This is a genomic window from Aeromonas sp. (genome assembly GCF_050633025.1).
Taxonomy (GTDB): Bacteria; Pseudomonadota; Gammaproteobacteria; order Enterobacterales; family Aeromonadaceae; genus Aeromonas.
Map to the genome: position 1 here is coordinate 16,344 of NZ_JBODRQ010000017.1, position 22,204 is coordinate 38,547.

The window sequence follows — 22,204 nt, forward strand, 5'->3', positions numbered from 1 at the left end:
CTCCCGAAAGAGGGTTATTCCCAGGCGTGGGGGACGAAGAGGTAGCCTTTCTGGCGCACCGTCTTGATCCGGGTCGGGTTGTCGGGGTTATCACCCAGTTTGCGGCGCAGGCGGGAGATGGCCACATCCATGCTGCGATCCTGACCGTCGTACTCCCGGCCGCGCAAGCTGCGAAAGAGGGCTTCCCGACTCAAGATTTGGCCCGCGTGGCAGGCGAGCTCCCACAGCAGATCAAAGTCGGCGGTCGAGAGAGCAATGCTTTCGCCATCGAGCCGCACATCTCGCCCCGGGCCATCTACCCGCAGCCGACCAAATTGCAGCTGCTGGGGAACGCTGCTGGTGGCTGCCGGTTGGGTTGATGCTTGCGGGTGCTGGCGAAACTGCACCCGAAGTCGGGCCAGCAGCACCGGTGGTGGTGTCGTTTTGAGGATGTAGTCGTTGGCGCCCAGCTCCAGACTCAGGATCTGGTTCATGTCGCTATCCAGCGAGGTGAGCATTACGATGGGGCCGTCGAAGCGTGGCCGAAGATCCCGACAGAGGGACATGCCATCTTGCCCCGGCAACATGATATCGAGCAGCACCAGATCGGGCTGTTCGGCCTCGATCCGGGCCAGCGCTATGTCCCCTCTGGGCTCGAGGATCACTTCCATATCGTGGCGACCGAGCCAACTGCTGATGAGCTGGCCAATCTCGGGATCATCTTCGACAAAAAGAATGCGTTGCATAGAAAAGTTCCAACGGGAAGCAGGAGAGAAGAAGAGCGATCAGCATATCAATGGCGCTTGGGAAATACAGAAAAAGAACCGGGAAGGTGGATGTGCAGGGGAGTGTGGCTGTGTCATCGATGGGGAGGTGCACATCGTGACAAATGGGCGGAGCCGCGTTTATCGATCTGGAGGATGATGGCCTTGCAGACAAGGCAAGGCGCTGTCGAGCGCAAAAACAAAAAAACCGGCCAAGGCCGGTTTTTCGCGGAGCAGACCAGAAGGTCACTGCACCAAGTCGATGGACATCACCTTGCGGCGATTATCGACAGAATAATGGGGTGGCTGATGGGGCTCGAACCCACGACAACCGGAATCACAATCCGGGACTCTACCAACTGAGCTACAGCCACCACTGAAATTTTCATCAACGCTCGCCAATCCAAAAGGAAAGGGTCAATGGCGCGCCCTGCAGGATTCGAACCTGCGACCCACGGCTTAGAAGGCCGTTGCTCTATCCGACTGAGCTAAGGGCGCTCTGTATCAACACGTCTTGACGACAAGTCGATGAACATGGTCGGTGATAAAGGATTCGAACCTTTGACCCTCTGGTCCCAAACCAGATGCGCTACCGGACTGCGCTAATCACCGAAAATCCCTGACCAGCATATCGACAAGAGTCGTACTGGGCAACGGGCGGGCATCATAGCCAAGCGTAAGGGCCAGCGTCAACGACTTTTTCCCCCAGTAAATTCAAGTGCCTACTTATTGCCCGCTACAGGTCTGGCGTGCGTCTGCCGCTAACATCCCGGCTAAAAAAATGCGACAATGCGCGGCAGTTGAACACATGGTGAGTGGAGAACGATGTCTGCCAAAATCATAGATGGAAAACAGGTTGCGCAAACGATTCGCAGCCAGGTCGCGGCGCAAGTCCAACAGCGGTTGGCAGCAGGGAAACGGGCTCCAGGGCTGGCAGTCATTCTGGTGGGGGCGGATCCCGCCTCTCAGGTCTATGTCGGCAGCAAACGCCGGGCATGTGAGGAGGTGGGGTTTCTCTCCCGCTCCTATGACCTGAGTACTACTGCAAGTCAGGATGAGTTGCTGGCGTTGATCGATCAGCTGAATGATGACCCGACCGTCGACGGGATCCTCGTTCAGTTGCCGCTGCCTGATCACTTTGATACCACTCAGGTGCTGGAGCGGATCCTCCCTGACAAGGACGTGGACGGTTTTCATCCGTACAACGTGGGCCGTCTTGCACAGCGCATTCCGGCGCTGCGTCCCTGCACCCCGAAAGGGATCATGACGCTGATTGAAACCACCGGTGTTAAAACCCATGGTTTGCACGCCGTTGTGGTCGGTGCTTCCAACATCGTCGGGCGTCCCATGACCCTCGAATTGCTGCTGGCGGGCTGCACGACCACGACCTGTCACCGTTTTACCCGGGATCTGGAGGATCAGGTTCGCCGCGCAGATTTGCTGGTAGTGGCGGTAGGCAAACCCAATTTTATTCCTGGAGAGTGGATCAAGCCGGGGGCGCTGGTTATCGATGTGGGTATCAACCGTCTCGCGGATGGTTCGCTGGTTGGAGATGTGGAGTTTGAAACGGCGCGTAGCCATGCCACTTTCATCACCCCGGTTCCCGGTGGTGTTGGCCCCATGACGGTGGCCAGTCTGATGGAAAATACCCTGATAGCCTGCAACGAGTACCATGACTAAAGCGTTACAATGGTGTGTTCGTAGCTAATGCTAGGCGAGTCACATAAATAAAAAACCGGTTGCTCAAAGAGGAACCGGTTTTTTATTTATCCAACGGTTTTTCGTTTATATATTTTGTGCTTCGTTCGGCACAATGACAGAGGCGTGATTTCCTTTCGGCCCCTGTTGCAGTTCAAAATTGACAGCCTGACCCGCTTTCAGGGTCTTGTAGCCCTCCATTTGAATGGTGGAGTAGTGAGCAAAGATATCCTCACCGCCCCCTTCCGGACAGATAAACCCAAATCCTTTTGCGTTGTTAAACCACTTAACTGTGCCGGTTGCCATACTTCTACATCCTTTTATTGATTACCCAGAAGTCGTTGAGTAACCTGCGCCAGCCCATTATAACTAGGGACATGAGCCCATAGCAGACGGGCACAGATTAGCAAGTAACCAATCTAGTCTAACTTTTGAGCGAGTCAAGGAGTTGTTAACAACTGATGTGATCTGGTTAACAAGTCTATTGACAAGCTTGTGTGAGACGGTAGTAATCTAGAGGTACCAAAGCGCGATTATGAGCAAGCAGAAAGAACTCTTTGCTAATGAAGAGATTGCAGAAGCAGAGAAAACAAAGCTGCAGCCGCCACCCATGTATAAAGTTGTGTTGAACAACGATGACTACACCCCGATGGAGTTCGTGGTGGAGGTGCTGCAAAAGTTCTTTGGTATGGATCTGGACAAGGCGACTCAGGTCATGCTGAGTGTGCATTATAGTGGTAAGGGTGTCTGCGGCATGTTTACCGCAGAGATCGCCGAAACCAAGGTTGTCCAGGTCAACACCTATGCACGTAACAACGAACATCCACTGCTATGCACTATGGAAAAGGCTTGAATCTGATGACTTGATGGCGAGTGTGACACCACATTGTAGCTGTACTAGGGGAGGTGCCTATGTTGAATAAAGATCTGGAAAAGACGCTGAACGAGGCTTTCAAACTGGCTCGTGACGAGCGCCACGAATTCATGACTGTCGAGCACCTGTTGTTAGCCCTTCTGGATAACAGCTCAGCCCATGAGGCGCTGAGCTCCTGTGGTGCCGATGTCGAGCAGATGCGCAAGGAGATCCGCGCATTCATCACTCAAACAACCCCGCTTATTCCACGCGATGACGAAGATCGGGAAACCCAGCCGACTCTGGGCTTCCAGCGCGTACTGCAACGTGCCGTCTTTCATGTGCAATCCTCCGGCAATACCGAAGTCAGTGGTGCCAATGTACTGGTCGCCATCTTCAGCGAGCAGGAGTCTCAGGCTGCTTATTTCCTGAAAAAAGCCGAGATCAGCCGCCTCGATGTGGTGAATTTCCTCTCCCACGGGGTGCGCAAAGACAGCAAACCGGATGTCAGCAATAACAATCCGGAATCTGATGATGATGTCTCCGCCGCCCAGATCGAGAGCTTTGCCACCAACCTGAACCAGTTGGTGCTTGAAGGGCGTATCGATCCTCTGATCGGTCGTGATCAGGAGCTCAATCGTACCATCCAGGTACTTTGCCGCCGCCGCAAGAACAATCCGCTGCTGGTGGGGGAGGCGGGTGTGGGCAAGACTGCCATTGCGGAAGGTCTGGCTTACCGTATTGTCAAAGGCGATGTGCCCGAGGTGATTGCCGGTAGCACCATCTACTCGCTGGATATGGGCTCTCTGCTGGCTGGAACCAAATACCGCGGCGATTTCGAGAAGCGCCTTAAGGTATTGCTCAAGCAGATTGAGCGGCAGGAAGGGGCCATCCTCTTTATCGACGAGATCCACACTATCATCGGTGCAGGTGCTGCGTCAGGTGGCCAGCTGGATGCCGCAAACCTTATCAAACCGCTGCTCTCCAATGGTTTGCTCCGTTGTGTCGGCTCCACCACCTATCAGGAATATGCCCAGATCTTCGAAAAAGACCGAGCCTTGGCTCGTCGTTTCCAGAAGATCGATATCACCGAGCCGACTGTGGATGACACTACCCGTATCTTGATGGGTCTCAAGAGTCGTTATGAGGCTCACCATGGGGTGCGTTATACCGCCAAGGCGATTCGCGCTGCGGCAGAACTGTCCGCCAAGTACATCAACGATCGCCACTTGCCGGACAAGGCAATCGATGTGATCGATGAGGCGGGGGCTGGCCAGCGGTTGTTGCCGGCGAGCAAGCGTAAGAAAGTGATCAATGTGCAGGAGATTGAAGCCATTGTCGCAAAGATCGCCCGTATTCCGGAGAAATCAGTTTCTTCCTCGGATAAAGAGGTGCTGAAGAACCTGGAGCGAAATCTGAAGATGGTGGTCTTTGGTCAGGACAAGGCCATTGAGGTGCTGACAGATGCGATTCGCCTGTCACGCTCAGGTTTGGGTAATGAGCGTCGTCCGGTTGGCTGCTTCCTGTTTGCCGGTCCCACCGGTGTCGGTAAAACAGAGGTGACTCAGCAGTTGGGCAAGGCGCTGGGTGTGGAGATGCTGCGCTTTGATATGTCCGAATACATGGAACGCCATACCGTATCTCGCCTGATTGGCGCGCCTCCCGGCTACGTCGGTTTTGAACAGGGTGGTTTGCTGACTGATGCGGTGATCAAGCATCCCCACTCGGTGGTGTTGCTCGACGAGATTGAGAAGGCTCACCCGGATGTGTTCAACCTGCTGTTGCAGGTGATGGACAACGGCACCCTGACCGATAACAACGGGCGCAAGGCGGATTTTCGCAATGTCATTCTGGTGATGACCACCAACGCCGGTGTGCAGGAGACCCAGCGCAAGTCGATTGGCTTCCAGCAGCAGGATCTGAGCCACGATGCTATGGCGGTGATCAACAAGACCTTCAGTCCGGAGTTTCGCAATCGGCTTGATCACACCATCTGGTTCAACCATCTCGATATGACGGTGATCCACCAGGTAGTCGACAAGTTCATTGTTGAGTTGCAGGTACAGCTGGATGCGAAAGGGGTGTCTTTGGAAGTATCCGAGCGTGCTCGTCACTGGTTGGCCGAGAAGGGGTATGACAGAGCCATGGGGGCCAGACCTATGGGTCGGGTCATTCAGGAGCACCTCAAGAAACCGCTGGCTAACGAGATCCTGTTTGGCTCACTGGTTGATGGGGGAATTGTGAAGGTTGAGCTGGTAAATGACAGCCTCAGCTTTGATTTTCAGGTCAATGTTGAAGCTGTTTCCCACTAAGTAACCGTAATTTAGAAAACGACAAAAAACCCCAACCGAAAGGTTGGGGTTTTTTGCTGAATTCCTGGCTTAGCGAGAGCGGAAAACAATACGTCCCTTGGAGAGATCGTAGGGAGTCAGTGCTACCGTTACTTTGTCTCCAGTCAGGATACGAATGTAGTTTTTGCGCATCTTGCCGGAAATATGAGCGATAACCACGTGACCATTCTCCAGTTCCACACGGAACATGGTATTGGGCAGGGTTTCGAGAATAGTGCCCTGCATCTCAATACTGTCTTCTTTAGCCATTGAATCCTCTTGATAAGCCACAACAAAAAACCGCTGGATCATGCCGGATTTAAGGCTATGTGTAAAGTTTACTCGGGCTTGGTGTCGATATTTTTCCATTCCCCCTGAATTAACAGCTCATGAGGGAGGTAATTGCGTTTGTAATTCATCTTGCGACACGCCTCTACCAGATAGCCAAGATAGAGCCAGCTTCGCCCGGTGCGCCTGGCCAGATCGAGCTGGCAGAGGATGGCAAAGGTGCCCAGGGAGCGATCGGCATAATCTGGATCGAAGAAGGTGTACATGGCGCTCAAGGAGTGGGGCAGCAGGTCTGTGGTGGCGACACCGATCAGGCGGCTATCTTTGCGCATCTCCAGGTAGAGCGGCGGCATCCAGTCACAATGGAGAAACCCACGATACTGGCTGCGGTTGGGGGGATACATGCTGCCATCGTGATGGCGTTCGCGGATATAACGTTCGTAGAGCAGGTAATACTCGGGCTTGTCGTCGTAGCTCAGGACGATCTCGATATCTCTGTTGAGCTGGAGGATCCGCTTTTGGCCGCGGCTGGGGCGAAAGCGCTCGCTGTGAATTCGAAGGGACTGACAGGCATGGCACGCCGGGCAGTGGGGGCGATAGATGTCGTTGCCACTGCGGCGAAAACCGGCAGTCAACAATCGCTCGTAACCGTTGGCGTTGAGCAGATTGTGATCCATCAGCACCAGCAACTGCTCCTGTTCATGGTCCAGATAACTGCAGGGATGCTTGGGAGTCAGCCCTACTTTAAGGATCACTTCTTCAGTCATAGGCTGATCTCCCCCTCTTGCCAGCAGGAAGCCAACAGTGGTTGATGGCCAAGGCGCGCCAGCTCGGCCAGAAAGCGTGCTCTTGGCCACTCCTCAATACCTAGCGTGGCCAGAAACGGATTCTGCATCTGGCAGTCGACAAGGGCGCCTCTGTGCCGAGCAAAGTGGCGACAGAGTGCCACCATAGCCAGCTTGGCGCCGTTATCGATATGGCTGAACATGGACTCACCACAGAACAACCGGCCAATCGACAGGCCATAAAGGCCCGCTTGCAGTTTTCCCTCTTGCCAGATCTCGACCGAATGGGCATGGCCAAGACGGTGCAGCTGTTGGTAGGCCTCAATCATGGGTTGACTGATCCAGGTACCATCGGCAGTGCGACGAGGCGCGGCGCAGGCATTGATTACCTCATTAAAGGCGCGATTGACGGAAATATCGAATGGGGTACGGCGGATAATCTTCCGCAAGGTGCGCCCCACATGCAGCTGATCAGGGCGGATCACACCGCGCGGATCTGGTGACCACCAAAGGGTTGGCTGATGGGGGTCGTTCCACGGGAAGATCCCCTTGTGGTAAGCTGCCAGCAATCTGGCAGGGGAAAGATCCCCGCCGATCGCCAGCAGACCGTTGGGCTCTTCCAGGGCATGCGAGGGGTCGGGAAACCAGCAGAGCTCATCATCCAGTTGAGTGAGATAGCGAGACATAAGGCAACGAGGTTTGTAGATGAAGGCCATTATCCTGATAGTATCCAGCTTGCTCTGCTTTGTCACTGTGCCCGCTGGGGCAGAGGTGTACCAGCGCAACACGGCCCGCCCGGTCAATCAGGTGGTGTTTGGCCAGGTCGAAACGGTGCGCAATATCACCCAGCGCCAGATCCTGGAGTCGGAACGTTCCGGCTGGAAAACCCTGGGCGGGGCTGTACTGGGCGGCTTGCTTGGCAACCAGTTTGGTGGTGGTCATGGCCGTGAAATTGCCACCGCCATCGGGGCGCTGGCCGGGGCCGCTGCGGCGCAGCAATACCAGTCAGGGGGAACCGTAGTGGAAAACAAGCTGGTGGAGCTGCTGATCCGCAACGAGCAGAATGCCCTTGTCAACGTGATCCAGGATTATGATCCCGCCATGGTCTTTGCTAATGGGGACAAGGTGCGCATTCTCTATTTCGATGATGGGGTTCGGGTAGATAAAACCTATTGAGGTTCGCGTTGCATGATGCAGTTGCGTCCGGCGTGCTTGGCTTGATAAAGTAGCTGGTCTGCATCGTTGAGCAGGGTGTCTAGCTCTTTAGCCGGGCAGTTGGTGATACCAAAGCTGATGGTTACCGAAAAGGTGGTGTTATCTACCCTGATCACCTCTTTGGATATTGCGACTCTGAACTGCTCGAGTTGTTCAAGCAAGTACGAGAAGCTTTTTTGTTTGCTGAGAATGCAAAACTCTTCTCCACCGATTCTGGCCACAAGCTCTTCCTGGAAGTATCCCCTTAATTTCCCTGCGACCAGTTTCAGTACAGTATCGCCAATGTGGTGTCCATACAGGTCATTGACTCGCTTGAAGTGATCGATATCGAGCAAACATGCTGTCAGCTTGGACTGCTCTTTCAACCATTTGTTACCGTGTTCGAACAGGAAACGGCGGTTGTAAAGATTGGTGAGATAGTCGCGATTGGCTGTATCACGAATGGTATCCATCAGCTCCAGCGTTTCCAGATTATGGCCAACCCGGCAGTATAGCTCTTCGGGAGTGAAGGGTTTGCTCAAAAAATCATTGGCCCCCAGCTTGATGAATCGGGCTGAGAGTGTTTTGTCTTCCGAACTTGAGAGGCCAAGAATGGCCAGCGACTGTTTATCGAAGAGATCTCGCAGCCGCCGAACCAGCTCAATGCCATCCATCTGTGGCATCAGATAATCTGTCACGATAAGGCGAATAGCTGGATGTTCCCTGAGCAGTTGTAACGCGTGTTGGCCAGATTCGGCTTCATAGACGGTCAACAGTTGGCGACGTAGCAAGCTGGCGATATGGTGGCGCGACATCATGGAGTCATCAACGACCATGACCTCGGTCGAGCGGTTATTGGAGAGACGTCTCACCATGCTGACAGTGTATTGGGCACTGAAGCGGGAATCCTTGATGATGTAGTCAAGAGCCCCTTGTTCGAGCCAGTAGCGTCTGGAGTTTTCGTTGAGGTTGGCGGTCAAGATAATGACAGGCACCTCGCGAGCCAGTAATGCACTGGCCGCTTCGCCATTTGGCGCATCGGGTAATGTCAAATCGACCAGCGCAACAAAATAGTCGTCATGAGACTTGGCCAGACATTCGGCCAGGGTATAGACAGTCTCAACTTCCAGATTGAGATGCTGACGGATGGCTTGGGCCAGCATACGGCTGATGGTCTGACTATCCTCCACCAGAAGCAGTTTGTTCATTACGTGAGTTACCTGCAAGAGTGGCCTTCTATCCAATAAGGCAAGAGGTGTAGCAGAGTATACCTTTTGCCCGTCATAGCACGGTTAGTGCTGAGCGATTTTATTGCGCATCGAGATATCGCTCGGCATCGAGGGCCGCCATGCAGCCGGTACCGGCAGAGGTGATGGCTTGGCGGTAGTTGTGGTCAGCCACATCGCCGGCAGCGAAGACACCTTCAATGCTGGTCTGGGTGGCAAAACCGTCGAGGCCGCCCCGTACCTTCAGATAGCCATTTTGCATCTCCAGCTGGCCATCGAAGATCTGGGTGTTGGGCTGATGGCCGATGGCGATGAAGACGCCCATCAGCGGCAGCTCGCTGGTGCTGTTGTCCTGGGTGTTGCGCAGGCGCACACCGGTGACCCCCATCTGATCCCCCAGCACTTCGTCCAGAGTCTGGTGGGTGTGCAGCACGATGTTGCCGCTCGCGACCTTGTCGTGCAGACGCTTGATCAGGATCTTCTCGGCACGGAACTCGTCACGGCGGTGGATCAGGTGCACCTTCTTGGCGATGTTGGCCAGATAGAGCGCCTCTTCCACGGCTGTGTTGCCGCCGCCGATCACCGCCACTTCCTGATTGCGGTAGAAGAAACCGTCACAGGTGGCACAGGCGGAGACACCGCGACCCTTGAAGGCCTCTTCGGAGGGCAGACCCAGATACTTGGCGGAAGCGCCGGTCGCGATGATCAGGGCATCGCAGGTGTATTCGCCGTTGTCGCCCTTGAGGCGGAATGGGCGCTGAGTCAGTTCGACACTGTTGATGTGATCAAACAGTATGCGGGTGTCGAACTTCTCTGCATGCTCTTTCATGCGCTCCATCAGGGCCGGGCCTGTCAGCCCTTCCGGATCACCTGGCCAGTTTTCCACTTCGGTGGTGGTGGTCAGCTGACCCCCTTGCTGCATACCGGTGATGAGCAGGGGATTGAGGTTGGCGCGGGCGGCGTAGACGGCAGCGGTGTAACCGGCCGGGCCTGATCCTAAGATCAGCAATTTGCTGTGAGTGACTTGGCTCATGGTGTGATTTCCGAGACGAGATGAGTTTGCGCGATTGTAGGTAATTCGTGATCCGGGGTCAAAGGCTGGCGAGGCGATTGCATTAATCGTGTGCGCAAGATGTGGCCGTGTGAAATAACGGGATAAAAAAACCGCCCATCGCGGGCGGATTTTCACTCATCTCCAGCTGGCCGTGACCAGTGCAGATCAGTTCAGCAGGGTCAGGGGATCTGTGTAGGCAAGGCCATGAGCCACGGCAACCTCCTTGCAGGTGAGCTTGCCCTCCATCACGTTGAGGCCGTGTAGCAGGTTGGGATCGCTCAGCAGTGCCTGACGATACCCTTGCTGGGCAAGTTTGATGATAAAGGGGAGAGTGGCATTGTTGAGCGCCACCGTCGAGGTGCGGGCCACCGCCCCCGGCATGTTGGCCACGCAGTAGTGCACTACCTCATCAACGATAAAGGTGGGATCCTCGTGGGTGGTGGCGTGGGAGGTTTCCACACAGCCGCCCTGATCGATGGCCACATCGACGATGGCAGAACCCGGCTTCATGCGCGCTATGTGGTCACGGCGGACAAGTTTTGGCGCTGTGGCACCCGGTACCAGCACGCCGCCGATAACCAGATCGGCCGCCAGCAGATGGCGCTCCAGCGTCTCGCTGTTGGAGTAGACCACCTTGGCTACACCCTGGAACTCGTTATCGAGACGGCGAAGGGTATCGATGTTGTTGTCGAGGATGGTCACATCCGCGCGCAGGCCAATGGCCATGCGAGCAGCATTGGACCCGACCACACCGCCACCGATGATCACCACCTTGGCCGGTTCGACACCGGGCACGCCACCGAGCAGAACCCCACTTCCACCGCGCGATTTTTCCAGCGCCTGGGCACCTGCCTGAATGGACATGCGACCCGCGACTTCCGACATGGGGGCCAGCAGTGGGAGACCGCCACGGCCGTCGGTGACAGTCTCGTAGGCGATGCAGATGGCGCCGCTTTTCAGCAATGCTTCGGTTTGTGGCAAATCCGGTGCCAGATGGAGGTAGGTAAACAGGGTCTGACCCGGTCGCAGCATGGCACACTCGACAGGCTGGGGCTCCTTGACCTTGACGATCATCTCGGCTTTGGCGAAAACCTCTGCTGCAGAGGTCAAAATTTCGGCGCCAGCAGCCATATAATCTGCATCGCTGAAGCCAATGCCGTTTCCGGCACCGCTTTGGACGAAAACAGTATGGTTTCGTGCTGTCAGTTCACGTACACTGGCCGGAACCATGCCTACGCGGTATTCATGGTTTTTTATCTCTTTAGGTACACCGATAATCATGCTATCCCTCGTCTATCGATTGGTGTTTCATGTTGCCAAAATGTTAATCAACATTTGCGCCTAGTATATTCAGGTATTGACAGGATTTGTGACCATAATTATAAAATGAATGGTGATTCTTACCAAAAAATAGCCAAAGGATGGATTAAAATGATGGAAGCTAAGAGTCGGCTAAAGGATTTGGACAGGATTGACCGCAACATTCTTAACGAACTGCAAAAGGATGGCAGGATCTCGAATGTTGAGTTGTCCAAACGAGTTGGCCTGAGTCCTACACCGTGTCTGGAGCGGGTTCGTCGCCTCGAGCGACAAGGGTATATCGAAGGGTATGCCGCGATTTTGAACCCTCATTATCTGGACGCGTCTTTGCTGGTGTTTGTAGAGATAACCCTCAATCGCGGGGCGCCTGATGTGTTTGAACAGTTCAACAAGGCTGTTCAGGTGCTCGAGGAGATCCAGGAGTGCCATCTGGTCTCGGGTGATTTCGACTACCTGCTCAAGACCCGGGTAAGCGACATGTCGGCTTATCGCCGCCTGCTGGGTGAGACCCTGCTGCGCTTGCCGGGGGTCAATGACACCCGCACCTACGTGGTGATGGAGGAGGTCAAGCAGAGCAGCCGTCTGGTGATCAGCACCCGATAAAGCAGATTATGCCGTGGTATCTTTTCCATATGAGACACTGCGACAGTCAGAAACGAGCGGCCGGTCCGCTCGTTTCTTCTTGTCAAGATGATTGCAAATCTGGCCCCGTCCCATCAGGCTCTGGCTGACAATCGAGGGGCTTTTCGGGGATACTAGGCCCCCTTATTTCCTGCATTACATGTTTTCAGAAAGGAGCCGGAGTTTGGCCGATAAAAAGCTGTTTACTCCTTTATCAGGTACACAACGGATCTTCGAAGCCGTCTTGATCGCCATCACCCTGATGGCTGCTTATCTTCTGCTTGCCCTGTTGTCCTATCACCCCGCTGATCCCGGCTGGTCCCAGACCTCGTGGGAAGGGGAGGTGAAGAACCTCGCCGGTAGTACCGGTGCCTGGCTTGCCGATATCACCATGTTTACCTTTGGAGCCTTCTCCTATCTGGTACCGCCGCTGGTGGTGTTGCTGGGCTGGAGTCTCTTCTGGCGGCCAAGTCGTCTGCTCGATGTGGATTACCTCACTCTGGGGGTGCGGATCATCGGCTTTATCCTGACCGTGCTCGGCATGTCGGCCATTGCCAGCATGAACTTCAACGATATGCAGAATTTCTCCGCCGGTGGTCTGGTGGGGGATGTGATCGCCTCTGTGGTGGTGCCGCTGTTTGGTGGTGTCGGAGCTAACCTGATGCTGCTCTGCTTCGTGGCAACTGGCATTACCCTGTTTACCGGCTGGTCCTGGCTCACCATCGTCGAGCAGCTCGGCGCGGCCTGCACCGGTTCGGTCAGTGCTGTTTATCACTTCCCGACCACCCTCGGTCGCTGGCTGACCGGTGGCTGGCGTCAACCCCGCAGCGAGGGACCGGATCCCTTGTTGGAAGGTGGGGTAGGGGCCATCGCGTTTGATGACGAAGAAGATGAGCCGCACAGTAGCTGGACTCGCAAGCCCAAGGCCAAGAACCAGAAGGCTGCTGCTGAAGAGTGGCTGCCGGAACTCGATGACGATACCTTCGAATTTGATCCCGTGTTTGATGATGATGAAAATGACGAGCCGGCAGCGGCGGCCAAGCCTAAACGTGCAGTGACGGCTGCCAACGGTCGCCGTCAACCGGTACTGGCGGTGGCCGATGAGGATGATGAGGACGAGCTCGATCTGCCGTGGGCCGAGGGTGACGATGAGGTCGCCGCACCGATTGCAGCTGCACCGCTCAGGCCCAAGCGCCGCATACAGGCCAATCTGCCCCCGTTGCCGAGCATCGAACTGCTGGACAGACCGCCTGCCAAGACCCAGATGATGAGCAAGGATGAGCTGGATCGGATGGGCCGTCTGGTGGAGGCCAAGCTTGCCGATTACAACGTGCAGGCCAAGGTGGTCGGCGTCTATCCGGGCCCGGTCATTACCCGTTTCGAGCTGGATCTGGCGCCTGGCATGAAGGCGAGCAAGATCACCAACCTGTCCCGCGATCTGGCCCGCTCTCTGTCGGCCAGCAGCGTGCGGGTGGTCGAGGTGATCCCGGGCAAGACCTTCGTTGGTATTGAGCTGCCCAACCGGGTACGCCAGACCGTTTACCTGCGCGAAACCCTCGACTGCGATGCCTTCCGCGATAGCCGCAACCCGCTCACCATGGGGCTGGGTCAGGATATCGCTGGCGAGCCGGTAGTCGTGAACCTTGCCAAAATGCCGCACCTGCTGGTGGCAGGTACCACGGGTTCCGGTAAGTCGGTGGGGGTGAACACCATGATCATCTCTATGCTCTACAAATCTTCGCCGGACGATCTGCGTTTTATCATGATCGATCCCAAGATGCTGGAACTCTCCGTCTACGAAGGGATCCCGCACCTGCTGACCGAAGTGGTGACCGATATGAAGGACGCCGCTAACGCCCTGCGCTGGTGTGTGGGCGAGATGGAGCGCCGTTACAAGCTGATGTCTGCAGTCGGGGTGCGCAACCTCAAGGGCTACAACGACAAGGTACTGGCGGCCATCGAGGAGGGAGACCCCCTGCTGGATCCGCTGTGGCGCCCGGGTGACTCCATGGATCAGATGCCGCCAGAGCTGGAGAAGCTTCCCCACATCGTGGTGGTGGTGGACGAATTTGCCGACATGATGATGATCGTTGGCAAGAAGGTGGAAGAGCTGATCGCCCGTATCGCCCAGAAAGCCCGTGCCGCCGGTATTCACCTTATCCTGGCGACCCAGCGCCCATCGGTGGATGTCATTACCGGTCTTATCAAGGCCAATATCCCGACCCGCATCTCGTTCCAGGTATCGAGCAAGATCGACTCCCGAACCATTATCGATCAGGGCGGCGCCGAATCCCTGCTCGGCATGGGCGACATGCTCTACATGCCGGCCGGTACTTCCAACCCGACCCGGGTGCACGGCGCCTTTGTCGATGACCACGAGGTACACAAGGTAGTGGCCGACTGGAAACTGCGCGGCGAGCCGAACTACATCGAGGAGATCCTCTCCGGTGAGTCGGGTGGCGAAGGTGGCAGCGGCGAATATGGCGGTGGTGGCGATGAAGAGCTCGACCCCCTGTTCGACGAAGCGGTCGCTTTTGTGGTGGAGTCACGCCGTGGCTCGACCTCCAGCGTCCAGCGCAAGTTCAAGATTGGTTACAACCGGGCAGCCCGTCTCATCGAGCAGATGGAGGATCAGGGCATCGTCAGCTCACCGGGTGGCAATGGTCAGCGCGATGTGCTGGCACCGCCGCCGGTGCGGGACTAAGCCTCACCGTTTCATACTATCCCTGGCCATGCCCTCCGCGGGCGTGGCCTTTTATCGAGAGCGTCTTTATGAAGAGCGTGATGAAAAAACAACTGTTGATGGGTACCGTGCTGCTGATGGCCAGCAGCCAGGTGTGGGCCGATGCGGCCAGTGATCTCAAACAGAAGCTGGCGGGTGTCAGTCTCTTCTCCGCCAAATTTGCCCAGACCGTCTATGACAGCAAGGGCAAAGAGCTGCAAAAGGCGAGCGGTGACCTGCTGGTGCAGCGGCCAAACCGTTTCAACTGGCACACCACCTCGCCGGACGAGAGCCTGATCGTGGCCGATGGTCAGGATGTCTGGGTCTATGATCTTTTCGTCGAGCAGGTGACCGCCCTCAAGCTGAAAGATGCGGTGCTCAACACCCCCTTTATTCTGATCGCTGGCAATGACGACAAGTTCTGGAAGAACTATGACGTGACCCAGGAGGGAGATGTCTACACCGTCACCAGCCGTAACAAGGATGAGCTGATCGCCTCCTTCCGTGTCACCTTCGACAGACAAGACAACATCAGTCGTTTCGATGTGAAAGAGGCGCAAGGGCAGTGGAGCGAATTCACCCTGAGCAGCTTCAACCGCAAGCCGGTGCTCAAGGGCAACGAATTTGTTTTCAAGATCCCGAAGGGGGTCGAACTGGATGATCAGCGCTGATGAGCAATCTGTCGCTGGATTTCTCATCGGACTTTCGTCCGCTGGCGGCCCGGATGCGGCCGCAAAACCTCGACCAGTATATCGGTCAGCAACATATCCTGGGGGCTGACAAGCCCCTGCGCAAAGCCATTCTGGCGGGTCACTGCCACTCGATGATCCTGTGGGGGCCACCCGGGACCGGCAAGACCACGCTGGCGGAGCTGATGGCTCACTACTGTCAGGCGGAAGTGGAGCGACTCTCGGCGGTCACCTCCGGTATCAAGGAGATCCGCGCCGCTATCGACAAGGCCAAAGAGAACAGCTGGCGCGGGGTGCGTACCATTCTGTTTGTGGATGAGGTGCACCGCTTCAACAAGAGCCAGCAGGATGTGTTCCTGCCTCACATCGAAGATGGCACCATCACCTTTATCGGTGCCACCACCGAAAACCCCTCGTTCGAACTCAACAACGCACTGCTCTCACGAGCCCGGGTCTATCTGCTCAAGCGACTGGAGGAGAGCGATATTCTCGCCATGCTCGATCAGGCGATGACCGATCCCCGTGGTCTCCATGATCCGGCACTCACCTTCGCCCCCGGCGTCAAAGAGGCGTTGGCCAAGGCGGTGGATGGGGACGGGCGCAAATCCCTCAACTATCTGGATCTGTTGGCCGACATGGCCGAAACCGACAGCACTGGAGCCCGGGTGATCGACAGTGCCCTGCTCGCTGCCGTGGTGGGGGAGCACGTGGCCCGCTTCGACAAGGGGGGGGATCACTTCTACGACCTCATCTCGGCGGTGCACAAATCCATTCGCGGCTCGGCGCCGGATGCGGCGCTCTATTGGTACGCCCGTATGGTGAGCGCCGGTTGCGATCCCCTCTATATTGCCCGCCGCTTGCTGGCGATTGCCTCGGAAGATGTGGGCAATGCCGATCCCCGTGCCATGCAGGTGGCGCTATCTGCCTGGGATTGTTTCCATCGGATCGGGCCGGCGGAAGGGGAGCGGGCCATCGCCCAGGCGATCGTCTATCTCGCCTGTGCCCCGAAAAGCAATGCGGTCTACACCGCCTGGAAGGCGGCGCTTAATGATGCCAAAAACCTCCCTGACTTCGAGGTGCCGGTGCACCTGCGCAATGCACCGACCAAACTGATGAGCGATCTGGGCTATGGCGCCGAGTACCGCTATGCCCATGATGAGCCGGGCGCCTATGCCGCAGGCGAGCAGTATTTCCCGCCCGAGCTTGCCGGCAAACAGTACTACCAGCCCACCGATCGCGGCCTTGAAAAGCAGATCGGCCAGAAGCTCGAATATCTTCATGAGCTGGACATGCAGAGTTCGCAGCAACGGGGCAAATAGCCCCTTTGTTACCTCGCATGGCTGAAAATTGGTCCGGCGTTTGAATATGCAGGACGGTTTGTGTGCCAAAGTCGGTAAAAACGACACAAATAGTCCCTGTTCGGGCGGGGGGGCGGTCTGCTACACTGCCCGTCTGACCCCGCTTGTCTTGGCCTTGCGCCATCTTCTTGATCTCGAAGGCCTGATTGTTAAGGCCCGATTCTGAAGACGATTGGGGTGCGCCAACCGATGTTAACTTCCGGATCTGTTTCCCAGCCCGTCATGACGACTCAGGCCCAGATCCCATTTTAAAAAAGTAGGTAAACCATGCTGGATCCCAAATATCTGCGCAGCGATATCGAAGAGGCTGCCGCTCGTCTGGCGACACGTGGCTACGTTCTGGACGTAGCGGCTGTCAACGCTCTGGAAGAGAAACGCAAGGATCTGCAGTCCCGTACCCAGGAGCTGCAGGCCGAGCGCAACGCCCGCTCCAAATCCATCGGTGAAGCTGCCCGTCGTGGTGAAGATGTTGCCCCGCTCAAGGCCATCGTTTCCAAAATCAACGACGAGCTGGAAACCAGCAAGGTCGAGCTGGATGCCCTGCTGGCCCAGCTGAAAGCCATTGCCGACGCCATCCCCAACCTGCCGAGCGAGACCACTCCGGTGGGCCGTGACGAGAACGACAACGTGGAAGTGCGCCGTTGGGGTACCCCGCGTCAGTTCAGCTTCCCGGTACGGGATCACATCGATCTGGGCGAAGCGGCCAAGGGCGTTGACTTCAAGAATGGCGTCAAACTCTCCGGTACCCGTTTCGTGGTGATGAAGGGTCAGATTGCCCGTCTGCACCGTGCCCTGGCTCAGTTCATGCTGGATCTGCACACCCAGCAGCACGGCTACACCGAGTGCTACGTGCCTTATCTGGTGAACCCGGACAGCCTGTACGGTACCGGCCAGCTGCCGAAGTTTGCCCAGGATCTGTTCAATACCGGTATCGAAGGCGAAGGTGAAGAAGAGGGCAAACTGCGCAAGTTTTCCCTGATCCCGACCTCTGAAGTGCCGCTCACTAACATGGCCCGTGACGAGATCTTTGACGCGCAAGAGCTGCCGATCAAGATGACCGCTCACAGCCCCTGCTTCCGCTCTGAAGCGGGTTCCTACGGTCGTGATACCCGTGGCCTCATCCGTATGCACCAGTTCGACAAGGTCGAGATGGTACAGCTGGTTCACCCGGAGCAATCCTGGGAAGCGCTGGAAGAGATGGCGGGCCACGCCGAGAAGGTGCTGCAACTGCTGGAGCTGCCGTATCGCGTGATGGCGCTCGCCACCGGTGACATGGGCTTCTGCGCTGCCAAGACCTACGATCTGGAAGTGTGGCTGCCGGCCCAGAACACCTACCGCGAGATCTCCTCCGTCTCCAACTGTACCGACTTCCAGGCGCGCCGCATGCAGGCTCGCGTGCGCATCGACGGCAAGCCGCAGCTGCTGCACACCCTGAACGGTTCCGGTCTGGCAGTGGGTCGTACCCTGGTTGCCGTGATGGAGAACTACCAGCAGGAAGATGGCCGCATCGCCATCCCGGCTGCGCTGCAATCCTACATGGGCGGCCTGACCCACATCGGGTAAGCTCACGCCGCTGACCACAACGCCATGGCATTGCCATGGCGTTGTGCATTCTGGCGCCGAACAACCGTTTTAGTGCTGAAAAAATGCGGCTTTTCGGCGTCGCTTTGAACAGTTAACACATTTTTATCAAGCAATGCGCAATCGTTTTTGTTAGACTGCGCGGCAATTTCGCAGGACATCTTTTTCTATGGTCTGGATTGATTACGCCATCATCGGCATCGTCGGTTTTTCTGCTCTCATCAGCCTGGTGCGCGGCTTCGTCAAGGAGGCCATGTCTCTTGTCACCTGGTTCATCGCCTTCTTTATTGCCAGCCATTTTTATCCCGATCTCGCCGTCTATTTCACCTCCTTCTCCGATGCGCTGGTGCGCAATGGTCTGGCCATCGCGGCCCTGTTTGTGGCGACCCTGATCCTGGGCAGTGTGGTGAACTACGTGGTGGGTCTGCTGGTGGACAAGACGGGTCTCTCGGGTACCGATCGGGTGCTGGGAGTCTGCTTCGGCGCAATTCGCGGGGTGCTGATCGTCAGTGCCCTGCTTTTTTTCATGGATACCTTCACCAGCCTCTCCCAAAGCGACTGGTGGGTGGCGTCCAAGCTGGTGCCGGAGTTCAAGCCGGTGATCCAGTGGTTTTTCGGGTTCATGTTGAACTCATCGAGTTTTCTTAAACCGGTATAGTGACTTCGAGGTAGCAAAGACATGTGTGGTATTGTCGGTATAGTTGGCACCACCCCCGTCAATCAGGCCCTCTACGACGCCTTGACGGTGTTGCAGCACAGGGGACAGGATGCCGCCGGGATTGTGACCATTGAGAGTGGAAACTTCCGGCAACGCAAGGCCAATGGCCTGGTGAAGGACGTGTTTGAAGTGCGCCACATGCAGCGTTTGCAAGGGAACATCGGCATAGGTCATGTCAGATATCCCACCGCAGGCAGCTCAAGTGCCGCTGAAGCCCAACCTTTTTATGTGAACTCTCCTTACGGTATCGTGCTTGCTCACAATGGTAACCTGACCAATGCCAAGGAGCTCAAGGAGCAGCAGTTCCGCGTTGCGCGTCGCCACATCAACACCACCTCGGATTCTGAAGTGCTGCTGAATGTGCTGGCTCACGAGCTGGATTGTTGTGACAAGATGGCGTTGGCGCCTGCGGATATCTTCGAGGCGGTACGCAGAACCCATCTGCAGATCCGTGGTGCCTATGCGGTGGTTTCACTGGTGATTGGTCATGGTCTCATCGGCTTTCGTGATCCCAACGGCATCCGCCCGCTGATCCTCGGTCGTCGTCAGGACGAGCAGGGTCAGGTGGAGTACATGCTCGCCTCCGAGAGCGTGGCGCTCGATGCCATCGGTTTCGAGACTGTGCGGGATATTGCGCCGGGTGAAGCTATCTACATCACCGAGCAGGGTCAGCTCTTCTCCGAGCAGTGTGCACAAAATCCGCAGATGAGCTCCTGTATCTTCGAATATGTCTATTTCGCCCGTCCCGATTCGTGCATCGACAAGGTCTCGGTCTACGCCGCCCGCCTCAACATGGGTCGCAAGCTGGGTCAGAAGATTGCCCGCGAGTGGGAAGATCTCGACGTCGATGTGGTCATCCCCATCCCCGAGACCTCCTGTGACGTGGCGCTGGAGATCGCTCACACCCTCGACCTGCCATACCGTCAGGGCTTCGTGAAGAACCGCTACATCGGCCGTACCTTCATCATGCCGGGTCAGACCCAGCGCAAGAAGTCGGTGCGTCGCAAGCTCAACGCCATCAGCTCCGAATTCAAGGGCAAGAAGGTGTTGCTGGTGGATGACAGCATAGTGCGGGGTACCACGTCCGAGCAGATCATCCAGATGGCCCGTGAAGCGGGGGCAGCCAAGGTCTACTTCGCCTCGGCGGCGCCGGAAATTCGTTTCCCCAACGTCTATGGCATCGACATGCCCACCGCCAACGAGCTGATCGCCCACGGCCGCGAAGTGGAAGAGGTGTGCAAGCTGATTGGCGCTGATGGGCTGATTTTCCAGGATCTGGAAGATCTGGAAGCCGCCGTGCGGGAGATCAACCCGGATCTGCGTCACTTCGAGACCTCGGTGTTCAATGGCCACTACGTCACCTCCGATGTGGACCAGTCCTATCTGGATCACCTCAATGCCTTGCGCAACGATGACACCAAGGCGGTGCGTGAATGGCAGGAAGGCACCAGCAATCTGGAAATTTTTAACGAAGGCAGTTAAACGTTTGCGGATTTGCCGCAGGCGATAGCGAGGCGGTGGAATCTCTCTCGCGTATTAAGTTGGAACGTCACATTTTATTTACATCTATTAGTGGCAGCCGACCGCAGGGTCGGCTGCTTTTTTTGTTGTCGGTTCGTTACAGTATTCCTGTGATTCAATGGCAAGGTGCTCACCCAGGCGCCAGAGGATGGAACCGCTTATGGCAACCCGTTATACCGTTCACCAGCCGGATGCCCGGGGGGTGATCCACTACAGCAATGAGGAGCATGGCACCTGGCAGATCCTGATAGAACGCCAGCTGGCGGCGCTTGATTGCAAGGGGTGTGACGAATATCTGGCGGGTCTCGACAGGCTGGGGCTGCCCCGTGATCGCATCCCCCAGCTGGCCGAGATCAACGCCGTCTTGCAGCCTGCGACCGGCTGGTCGGTGGCGGCGGTGCCTGCGCTGATCTCGTTCGATCGCTTCTTCGCCCTGCTGGCCAATCGCCAGTTTCCGGTGGCGACCTTTATCCGGCGCCGGGACGAGCTCGACTACCTGCAAGAGCCCGATATCTTTCACGAGATCTTCGGCCACTGCGCCATGCTGACCAATCCGGCATTTGCCCACTTTACCCACCTCTACGGTCAGTTGGGGCAACAGGCGAGCAAGGAGCAGCGGGTTTTTCTGGCGCGGCTTTACTGGTTCACCGTGGAGTTTGGTCTGCTGGCGACACCTGACGGGCTGCGTATCTACGGTGGCGGCATTCTCTCCTCCATCGGCGAGACCGCCTATGCCCTCTGTGGCAAACCGCTGCTGCAACCCTTCGATCTACTGACTGTGCTGCGCACCCGGTATCGCATCGACATCATGCAGCCCACCTATTTTGTGCTGCCGAGTCTCGACCATCTCTACCAACTGACCGGGGAGGAGATCATGGCTGCTCTGGCCGAGGCCAGTCGGCTTGGCCTCTATCCGCCACGTTTTGAGGTTGTCGCTGGCAAACAGGCGAGCTGACCAAAAGCAAACAACCCTATTTCATTTTCATTAATTCAAGCAGGAGTAACCCATGTCCAAACTGGCCAGCCAGCAGTGTGAAGCGTGTCGCGCCGATGCCCCCAAGGTGAGCGATGAGGAGCTGCGCGAGCTGATGCAGCTTATCCCCGACTGGCAGCCGCTGGTGGAGGAGGGGGCGCTGCAACTGCGGCGTGAATTTACGTTTCGCAACTTCAAGGAGGCGCTGGCGTTTACCAACCGCCTGGGGGCGCTGGCGGAGGCGGAGTTCCATCATCCGGCCATCCTGACCGAGTGGGGGAAGGTGACCGTCAGCTGGTGGACCCACAAGATTGGCGGATTACATCGCAACGACTTCATCATGGCTGCGCGTACAGACCAATTGCCCAGATAATCTGAGAACAGGTTGAGTCGGAGTATCCCCCTTTCTGCATTTCTGACCGAGTGGGGTAAGGTGACCGTCAGCTGGTGGACCCACAAGATTGGCGGTTTGCACCGCAACGACTTCATCATGGCGGCGCGCACCGATCAGTTGCTCCGGTAATCGCACC

General features: G+C 56.6%; 21 protein-coding genes, 3 tRNA genes and 1 pseudogene. 13 read left to right on the plus strand and 12 right to left on the minus strand.

Features of this window, described 5'->3' with window-relative positions; all coding sequences use genetic code 11:
* Positions 1-14: 14 nt before the first annotated feature.
* The 4 genes from rstA to ACRAUW_RS04200 form a co-directional block, all read right to left on the minus strand.
* The gene (gene rstA, locus ACRAUW_RS04185) at positions 15-725 is read right to left on the minus strand and encodes a two-component system response regulator RstA (RefSeq protein ID WP_431361287.1); all 711 of its coding nucleotides are present in this window, start codon (positions 723-725) and stop codon (positions 15-17) included.
* Between the two features lie 316 nt (positions 726-1,041).
* Positions 1,042-1,117: transfer RNA gene (locus ACRAUW_RS04190), tRNA-His, on the minus strand.
* A gap of 47 nt (positions 1,118-1,164) precedes the next feature.
* Positions 1,165-1,241, minus strand: a tRNA-Arg gene (locus tag ACRAUW_RS04195).
* 37 nt (positions 1,242-1,278) lie between these two features.
* A tRNA-Pro gene (locus ACRAUW_RS04200) sits at positions 1,279-1,355 on the minus strand.
* A gap of 213 nt (positions 1,356-1,568) precedes the next feature.
* Between ACRAUW_RS04200 and folD the strand changes: the two genes are divergently transcribed.
* The gene (gene folD / locus ACRAUW_RS04205; protein WP_431361288.1) at positions 1,569-2,423 is read left to right on the plus strand and encodes a bifunctional methylenetetrahydrofolate dehydrogenase/methenyltetrahydrofolate cyclohydrolase FolD; all 855 of its coding nucleotides are present in this window, start codon (positions 1,569-1,571) and stop codon (positions 2,421-2,423) included.
* Between the two features lie 105 nt (positions 2,424-2,528).
* Here the strand turns inward: folD and cspD are convergent, their stop codons facing one another.
* Positions 2,529-2,747 (minus strand): cold shock-like protein CspD, encoded by a 219-nt coding sequence (cspD, locus tag ACRAUW_RS04210; RefSeq protein ID WP_010674510.1) that lies wholly within the window; start codon positions 2,745-2,747, stop codon positions 2,529-2,531.
* Between the two features lie 229 nt (positions 2,748-2,976).
* Between cspD and clpS the strand changes: the two genes are divergently transcribed.
* Positions 2,977-3,294 carry an ATP-dependent Clp protease adapter ClpS gene (gene clpS, locus ACRAUW_RS04215; RefSeq protein WP_005337111.1) on the plus strand — a complete coding sequence of 106 codons (318 nt, stop codon included), beginning with the start codon at positions 2,977-2,979 and terminating at the stop codon, positions 3,292-3,294.
* A 59-nt stretch (positions 3,295-3,353) separates the two neighbouring features.
* Positions 3,354-5,606, plus strand: a complete 2,253-nt coding sequence (gene clpA / locus ACRAUW_RS04220; RefSeq protein ID WP_033115165.1) for an ATP-dependent Clp protease ATP-binding subunit ClpA — start codon at positions 3,354-3,356, stop codon at positions 5,604-5,606.
* A 69-nt stretch (positions 5,607-5,675) separates the two neighbouring features.
* Here clpA and infA read toward each other — a convergent pair whose 3' ends face one another.
* The 3 genes from infA to aat all read right to left on the minus strand — a co-directional run bounded on the left by infA (position 5,676) and on the right by aat (position 7,383).
* The gene (infA, locus tag ACRAUW_RS04225) at positions 5,676-5,894 is read right to left on the minus strand and encodes a translation initiation factor IF-1 (RefSeq protein ID WP_005300033.1); all 219 of its coding nucleotides are present in this window, start codon (positions 5,892-5,894) and stop codon (positions 5,676-5,678) included.
* A gap of 68 nt (positions 5,895-5,962) precedes the next feature.
* A complete protein-coding gene (locus ACRAUW_RS04230; protein ID WP_431361289.1) occupies positions 5,963-6,679 on the minus strand; it encodes an arginyltransferase in 717 nt (238 codons plus the stop codon).
* A complete protein-coding gene (gene aat / locus ACRAUW_RS04235; RefSeq protein ID WP_431361290.1) occupies positions 6,676-7,383 on the minus strand; it encodes a leucyl/phenylalanyl-tRNA--protein transferase in 708 nt (235 codons plus the stop codon). The genes ACRAUW_RS04230 and aat overlap by 4 nt, the downstream gene beginning before the upstream one ends.
* 19 nt (positions 7,384-7,402) lie before the next feature.
* On the opposite strand from aat, the gene ACRAUW_RS04240 reads away from it, so the two are divergent.
* On the plus strand, positions 7,403-7,873 hold the full coding sequence (locus ACRAUW_RS04240; RefSeq protein ID WP_431361291.1) for a glycine zipper 2TM domain-containing protein: 471 nt from the start codon (positions 7,403-7,405) through the stop codon (positions 7,871-7,873).
* On the opposite strand, the gene ACRAUW_RS04245 is transcribed toward ACRAUW_RS04240, so the two are convergent.
* The 3 genes from ACRAUW_RS04245 to ald all read right to left on the minus strand — a co-directional run bounded on the left by ACRAUW_RS04245 (position 7,867) and on the right by ald (position 11,452).
* A complete protein-coding gene (locus tag ACRAUW_RS04245) occupies positions 7,867-9,099 on the minus strand; it encodes a diguanylate cyclase (RefSeq protein WP_431361292.1) in 1,233 nt (410 codons plus the stop codon). The genes ACRAUW_RS04240 and ACRAUW_RS04245 overlap by 7 nt on opposite strands.
* A gap of 100 nt (positions 9,100-9,199) precedes the next feature.
* Entirely contained in the window at positions 9,200-10,150 is a 951-nt protein-coding gene (gene trxB / locus ACRAUW_RS04250) for a thioredoxin-disulfide reductase (protein WP_019445530.1), read from the minus strand.
* Between the two features lie 186 nt (positions 10,151-10,336).
* Entirely contained in the window at positions 10,337-11,452 is a 1,116-nt protein-coding gene (ald, locus tag ACRAUW_RS04255) for an alanine dehydrogenase (protein WP_431361293.1), read from the minus strand.
* A gap of 150 nt (positions 11,453-11,602) precedes the next feature.
* Here ald and lrp point away from each other — a divergent pair, with 150 nt between their 5' ends.
* The 5 genes from lrp to serS all read left to right on the plus strand — a co-directional run bounded on the left by lrp (position 11,603) and on the right by serS (position 18,444).
* The gene (gene lrp / locus ACRAUW_RS04260) at positions 11,603-12,094 is read left to right on the plus strand and encodes a leucine-responsive transcriptional regulator Lrp (RefSeq protein WP_005300047.1); all 492 of its coding nucleotides are present in this window, start codon (positions 11,603-11,605) and stop codon (positions 12,092-12,094) included.
* A 202-nt stretch (positions 12,095-12,296) separates the two neighbouring features.
* A complete protein-coding gene (locus tag ACRAUW_RS04265) occupies positions 12,297-14,816 on the plus strand; it encodes a DNA translocase FtsK 4TM domain-containing protein (protein ID WP_431361294.1) in 2,520 nt (839 codons plus the stop codon).
* Positions 14,817-14,896: 80 nt separating this feature from the next.
* Positions 14,897-15,505: an outer membrane lipoprotein chaperone LolA gene (gene lolA / locus ACRAUW_RS04270; RefSeq protein WP_431361295.1), complete on the plus strand. Its 609-nt coding sequence runs from the start codon at positions 14,897-14,899 to the stop codon at positions 15,503-15,505.
* Complete coding sequence (locus ACRAUW_RS04275; RefSeq protein WP_431361296.1) at positions 15,505-16,842, plus strand: replication-associated recombination protein A; 1,338 nt, start codon at positions 15,505-15,507, stop codon at positions 16,840-16,842. The genes lolA and ACRAUW_RS04275 overlap by 1 nt, the downstream gene beginning before the upstream one ends.
* Positions 16,843-17,148: 306 nt before the next feature.
* Entirely contained in the window at positions 17,149-18,444 is a 1,296-nt protein-coding gene (serS, locus tag ACRAUW_RS04280; RefSeq protein WP_431361297.1) for a serine--tRNA ligase, read from the plus strand.
* Between the two features lie 2 nt (positions 18,445-18,446).
* Here serS and ACRAUW_RS04285 read toward each other — a convergent pair whose 3' ends face one another.
* Positions 18,447-18,623, minus strand: a complete 177-nt coding sequence (locus ACRAUW_RS04285) for a hypothetical protein (RefSeq protein WP_156129969.1) — start codon at positions 18,621-18,623, stop codon at positions 18,447-18,449.
* 8 nt (positions 18,624-18,631) lie between these two features.
* Here ACRAUW_RS04285 and ACRAUW_RS04290 point away from each other — a divergent pair, with 8 nt between their 5' ends.
* The 4 genes and pseudogenes from ACRAUW_RS04290 to ACRAUW_RS04305 form a co-directional block, all read left to right on the plus strand.
* On the plus strand, positions 18,632-19,120 hold the full coding sequence (locus ACRAUW_RS04290; protein ID WP_431361298.1) for a CvpA family protein: 489 nt from the start codon (positions 18,632-18,634) through the stop codon (positions 19,118-19,120).
* Between the two features lie 21 nt (positions 19,121-19,141).
* The gene (purF, locus tag ACRAUW_RS04295) at positions 19,142-20,662 is read left to right on the plus strand and encodes an amidophosphoribosyltransferase (RefSeq protein ID WP_431361299.1); all 1,521 of its coding nucleotides are present in this window, start codon (positions 19,142-19,144) and stop codon (positions 20,660-20,662) included.
* A 199-nt stretch (positions 20,663-20,861) separates the two neighbouring features.
* Positions 20,862-21,656: a phenylalanine 4-monooxygenase gene (gene phhA / locus ACRAUW_RS04300; protein WP_431361300.1), complete on the plus strand. Its 795-nt coding sequence runs from the start codon at positions 20,862-20,864 to the stop codon at positions 21,654-21,656.
* A 52-nt stretch (positions 21,657-21,708) separates the two neighbouring features.
* A pseudogene (locus ACRAUW_RS04305) lies at positions 21,709-22,191 on the plus strand (4a-hydroxytetrahydrobiopterin dehydratase); the annotation flags it as partial.
* Positions 22,192-22,204: the final 13 nt, after the last annotated feature.

Bases quoted from the DNA above. Each gene is read 5' to 3' on its own strand.
- rstA (WP_431361287.1), bottom strand. From the start codon at position 725: ATGCAACGCATTCTTTTTGTCGAAGATGATCCCGAGATTGGCCAGCTC.
- folD (WP_431361288.1), top strand. From the start codon at position 1,569: ATGTCTGCCAAAATCATAGATGGAAAACAGGTTGCGCAAACGATTCGC.
- cspD (WP_010674510.1), bottom strand. From the start codon at position 2,747: ATGGCAACCGGCACAGTTAAGTGGTTTAACAACGCAAAAGGATTTGGG.
- clpS (WP_005337111.1), top strand. From the start codon at position 2,977: ATGAGCAAGCAGAAAGAACTCTTTGCTAATGAAGAGATTGCAGAAGCA.
- clpA (WP_033115165.1), top strand. From the start codon at position 3,354: ATGTTGAATAAAGATCTGGAAAAGACGCTGAACGAGGCTTTCAAACTG.
- infA (WP_005300033.1), bottom strand. From the start codon at position 5,894: ATGGCTAAAGAAGACAGTATTGAGATGCAGGGCACTATTCTCGAAACC.
- ACRAUW_RS04230 (WP_431361289.1), bottom strand. From the start codon at position 6,679: ATGACTGAAGAAGTGATCCTTAAAGTAGGGCTGACTCCCAAGCATCCC.
- aat (WP_431361290.1), bottom strand. From the start codon at position 7,383: ATGTCTCGCTATCTCACTCAACTGGATGATGAGCTCTGCTGGTTTCCC.
- ACRAUW_RS04240 (WP_431361291.1), top strand. From the start codon at position 7,403: ATGAAGGCCATTATCCTGATAGTATCCAGCTTGCTCTGCTTTGTCACT.
- ACRAUW_RS04245 (WP_431361292.1), bottom strand. From the start codon at position 9,099: ATGAACAAACTGCTTCTGGTGGAGGATAGTCAGACCATCAGCCGTATG.
- trxB (WP_019445530.1), bottom strand. From the start codon at position 10,150: ATGAGCCAAGTCACTCACAGCAAATTGCTGATCTTAGGATCAGGCCCG.
- ald (WP_431361293.1), bottom strand. From the start codon at position 11,452: ATGATTATCGGTGTACCTAAAGAGATAAAAAACCATGAATACCGCGTA.
- lrp (WP_005300047.1), top strand. From the start codon at position 11,603: ATGATGGAAGCTAAGAGTCGGCTAAAGGATTTGGACAGGATTGACCGC.
- lolA (WP_431361295.1), top strand. From the start codon at position 14,897: ATGAAAAAACAACTGTTGATGGGTACCGTGCTGCTGATGGCCAGCAGC.
- ACRAUW_RS04275 (WP_431361296.1), top strand. From the start codon at position 15,505: ATGAGCAATCTGTCGCTGGATTTCTCATCGGACTTTCGTCCGCTGGCG.
- serS (WP_431361297.1), top strand. From the start codon at position 17,149: ATGCTGGATCCCAAATATCTGCGCAGCGATATCGAAGAGGCTGCCGCT.
- ACRAUW_RS04285 (WP_156129969.1), bottom strand. From the start codon at position 18,623: ATGTCCTGCGAAATTGCCGCGCAGTCTAACAAAAACGATTGCGCATTG.
- ACRAUW_RS04290 (WP_431361298.1), top strand. From the start codon at position 18,632: ATGGTCTGGATTGATTACGCCATCATCGGCATCGTCGGTTTTTCTGCT.
- purF (WP_431361299.1), top strand. From the start codon at position 19,142: ATGTGTGGTATTGTCGGTATAGTTGGCACCACCCCCGTCAATCAGGCC.
- phhA (WP_431361300.1), top strand. From the start codon at position 20,862: ATGGCAACCCGTTATACCGTTCACCAGCCGGATGCCCGGGGGGTGATC.